Raw genomic sequence first — 4,378 nt, 5'->3', positions numbered from 1 at the left:
GAGGAGTGCAAGATCGCGTTCAGCTTCGATTCTAGCTCGGCGAGTCGCTCGTTCTGCTTCTGCAATTCTTTGAGCCTCTGCTCGTGCCAAGCGATCTGTTTCTCGATTTCGACGGTTCCACTCAACGCCGAGATTAACCATTGCCACCAGGAGGGCTGCCACAGTGAGTCGGTTGCTCCAGGTGCGGGGGTGGGCAACGTATCCGAGGAGGGTGAAGTCGGTTTGGTCATAAAATCGCAGAAAGGCAATGCTGATAACTAAAATCGTGAGGAGCGTGTTGGGAAGCAGGGCAAGCAGGTTAATCCAACGGCGCATAACCTCTATTCTAAAGGCTGTCCCGATACTCAGCGAGTGGGGGAATCCCGTGAGCTAAAAGCGCCAGTCTAACTACGACTGCGCTGTAACTGACAGTGAGCTACAGGGCAGGGGACGCGATCGCCCACAATCAGGGTACGCCACTGTTCCGGCTTGAGGCGGGTTTGGGCCACCCGTTGTAAATCCGCTGCTGTTGTTGCTTTGACCGCTTGCTGATAGCGGAAGATAAAATCCTTGGGCAAATCGTAGTATTCGTAGCGCAGAAGACGATTGAGAATTTGCAGGCGATCGCGAAAATTAAAGACAAAGGAATTGAGAATGCTATCCTTGGCATAGGTGAGTTCCGCCGCACTCACAGGTTCCCGTTGCAATCGCTCAATTTCCTGCCGTAGGGTGTTGAGGAACTTCACCGTGGTTTCTGTTTGGGTTTGGCCGACGCCATAAAACACCCCTGGATAGTCAAATTCGGGACTCCAAGCGGCATAGACACTGTAGGCCAACCCTTGGCGCGATCGCAATTCATTAAAGAGGCGCCCGCCAAAGCCGTTGAGGATTCCGTTGAGAACATAGAGGGCAAACACGTCGGCATCCTTGAGCGTGCCCCCCAATTGGCCGGTGTAGATATAGCTTTGGGAAAGATCAGGACGTTCAATCACCACGGTGGTTGGCGAGGTGTCAACCGTCACGGGGGGGATAGGGGGCAGGGGAGGGAGATTGGGGGGATCTTGCCATGAGCCAAAAATTGCTTCAAGGCGATCGCCCATTTGCGAGGCGTCAAAATCGCCCACCAAGCCCAAAATACAGCGCGAGGGGGCAAGGTAAGTGCGGTAAAACTGCCGTACATCGGCGATAGTAATGTTGGCAAGAGTCTCTAACTCTTGGGTGCGGGCATAGGGACTGTCAGCCCCGTAGATTAACTTGTAAAATTCCCGTTCTGCCTGAGCACTGGGCTGATCGTTACGCCGTTGAATCATTCCCTGTCGTCGCCGAATCGCCAGTTCAAAGCGCTCTGGTTCTACGGCTGGGGCTTGGAGCATTTCTGCCAGTTGGCTCAGAACTGCTTCACTGTGTTCCTTTAAGCTGTTGAAGTTGATCTGTCCTAAACTTTTGCCGACACCCGATTCAATGGCTGCTGCTCGATCCTCTAACCATTGGTCAATCTCGGCAGCACGGTGAACTTGAGTGCCTCCTGTACGAATGAGATCGCCACTGATTTCCGCCAGACCGACCTGATGGGGGGGATCCCAACGGCTGCCGGCACGAAAAAGCAAGGTACCGCGCACCAACGGCCACTCATGATCCTCCAACAGATAGACCACCATGCCATTGCTAAGCTGAAAGCGCTCGTAGGCTGGCATCGCCACATCGGGTAAGGGCGCAAAAGTGAGTTCGGTGTAATGTTTGGGGGTCATGGGAGTGGCCTGAGTAGGCAGGACAAAAAAGAGCAGCAGAAGAACCAAAATTCCCAAGGCAAGCGATCGCCAAATACCCCGCCAAGACCTCATCCCTAGCAGCGATTGCCAAGCAAAAGAGTGAAAAATACCCATGTTGCCCGCTATTCTAGGTCTTGCCTTGAAAAGCTTAAAAGCATCCCTTGCAAGTGTAGCTCACCGAGGCCGGCAGCAAAAGAGCGATGGCAATCTTTCGGGCAGCAAGAACAGCTGGAAGACTCCTGTCCTAGTCTAGAATAGGAGTCAGGTTTCTGTTGGCGGTTTCCCTGTTGTCAAGCACCGAGTTCTCGGATTTGACTTAGTTTATTCAGCAGAATTTGATGCGTATTCAACTAGGCAATTGACGTGAATCCCCCTGCGTGCCAAAAGTGGCGTCATCTTCTGGTGATTGAGGATCGTGCAGGTCGGCGCACAATCCGTTTAGAGGCTAATACTTACACTATTGGTCGTCACCCCAGCAACTCAATTGTCCTCAAATCACCCATGATTTCACGGCAGCATGCTGTTTTACTGCGGATCGTGGATCCCAATACCGGCAACTTTCTCTTTCGTCTTGTGGATGGGAATCTGGAGGGGAAGCCCAGTGTAAATGGCATTACGGTTAATGGCAAGCGTTGCCAGTCCTGCATTCTGAAGCACTGTGACGTGATTGTCTTTGGGGGAGAAGTGCGCGCCCGTTACCATGTGGTGGCGAATGTCTCCGATTCCACATTCACCCGTTACGCCCAAGCGGTGCAAATTGATGAGTTATCAGAGGAGGACAGCACAAGACTTGGCGTCAGTTGGGAGCCATCTGCCGACATTGCACAGCTAAGTGAAGAACAACTACTGCGACTTTCCTCCTTTCCTGAGCTGAGTCCCCATCCCATCCTTGAAATCACGACCGCCGGTCGCATTACCTACCTTAACCCCGCAGCCCTGCAGTGCTTTCCCGATTTAGAAACCCAGGGCTGTGCTCATCCTCTGTTTAGGGGCTGGTTTCACAGCGGAAGTTGGGCAAAAGCAGAGCAGCTAACTCTTGAGGAAGTCACAGTGGGCGATCGCACCTATGAAGTAACGATCCATCTGCTGCAGGAGAGTCAATTAATTCGCTGCTACATTACCGATATTACTGAGCGCAAACGTTCAGAACTTGCCCTGCGCATTAGTGAGGAACGCTATGCTCTTGCAGCCGAAGGCGCAAATGATGGGCTTTGGGATTGGCAGATTCGCGATCGCTCGATGTACTACTCGCCCCGTTGGGAACTGCTGATCGGAGAAACGCCGGGAACATTGCAACCCACCATCGAAGAATGGTGGCGGCGTGTCCACCCCGAGGATCTAGAGCGGTTGCGCCAGTGTATGAAGGAGCATCTCCTCGGTACCCATCCCCATTTTGAGTGTGAATTTCGGATTAAGCACGCCGATGGCAGTTACCGCTGGATGCGATCGCGGGGCAAGGCACTGCGCGATGAGAAGGGGCAGCCCTACCGCATGGCCGGTTCGATGACCGACGTTACACAGTACCACCTGATTCAGGAGCAGATTCTGCATGATGCGCTCCACGATGCCATGACGGGCTTGCCCAACCGCGTGCTCTTTATGGATCGTTTAACCCAAGCCATTACCCGCTGTGTGCGGCGTCCCAACTCCCTCTTTGCGGTGCTCTTTTTGGATGTGGATCGCTTTAAGGTGATCAACGATAGCTTGGGACATTTAGCCGGGGATCAGCTCCTCATTGGCATTGCCCGGCGACTCACTGCCTGTACCCGCGCGGAGGACACGGTTGCCCGCCTCGGTGGCGATGAATTTGCCATTCTCTTGGAAGAGCTAAGGAATCCCGCTCAAGCCATTGAAGTAGCAAAACGGATTTTAGCAACCTTGAGCCGTCCCTTCCTGTTGGCGGGACGTGAGGTCTTCACCAGTGCCAGTATTGGCATTGCCTTTCCCGGTGAGGACAGTAAAACGGCTGAGGACTTACTGCGCGATGCAGATACGGCCATGTACCGCGCCAAATCCCTGGGCAAGTCTCGCTATGAAGTGTTCAGTATGACAATGCGTGCCCAGAGCATCGCCTTGATGCAAATTGAAACCGATCTGCGACGGGCGGCAGAGCGCAAGGAATTTCTGGTTTACTATCAACCCATTGTGGATCTGTCAACGCGCAAGATTGTTGGCTTTGAAACCCTGCTGCGTTGGCAACATCCCGAACGGGGTGTCCTTTCTCCCGCCGAATTTATGAATGTGGCCGAGGAAACCGGTCTGATCCTCCCCATTAGTTGGTGGGTGATGGCGGAGGCGTGTCGACAGATGCAACGCTGGGCAAAGGTTTTTCCTCATAGCCGTGCTCTCAGCATCAGTGTCAACCTCAGTGGCCGTCATTTCCAGCAAGCAGATCTGTTACCCAATTTAAGAGCCATTTTGTCAGAAACAGAATTTCCCGCCGAACGATTGCGCCTTGAGGTGACAGAGGGAATCCTGATTGACAACAAGGAGGTAGCGATCGCTACCCTACAGGAAATCCGCGCCATGGGCATTGGCCTGTATATGGATGACTTTGGCACAGGCTACTCTTCCCTCAGCTATTTGCACCGTTTCCCCGTTGATACCCTAAAAATTGATCGCACGTTTAT

3 protein-coding genes are annotated in these 4,378 nt (G+C 53.2%); 1 reads left to right on the top strand and 2 read right to left on the bottom strand.

Translation table 11 applies throughout. The annotated features are described in order from the left end of the window. The coding region (locus Q0711_RS11545) for a hypothetical protein (protein ID WP_299042673.1) at positions 1-315 on the bottom strand (315 nt) is incomplete at its 3' end. A 68-nt stretch (positions 316-383) separates the two neighbouring features. Then, entirely contained in the window at positions 384-1,862 is a 1,479-nt protein-coding gene (locus Q0711_RS11540) for a pitrilysin family protein (protein ID WP_299042670.1), read from the bottom strand. Between the two features lie 249 nt (positions 1,863-2,111). Between Q0711_RS11540 and Q0711_RS11535 the strand changes: the two genes are divergently transcribed. Further along, a partial coding sequence (locus tag Q0711_RS11535; RefSeq protein ID WP_299042668.1) for an EAL domain-containing protein occupies positions 2,112-4,378 on the top strand: 2,267 nt, incomplete at its 3' end.

Source organism: uncultured Thermosynechococcus sp. (assembly GCF_937958135.1).
Lineage (GTDB): Bacteria > Cyanobacteriota > Cyanobacteriia > Thermosynechococcales > Thermosynechococcaceae > Thermosynechococcus.
Note: the sequence above shows the minus strand (reverse complement) of the source record. Positions and strands in the feature narration are given on the sequence as shown.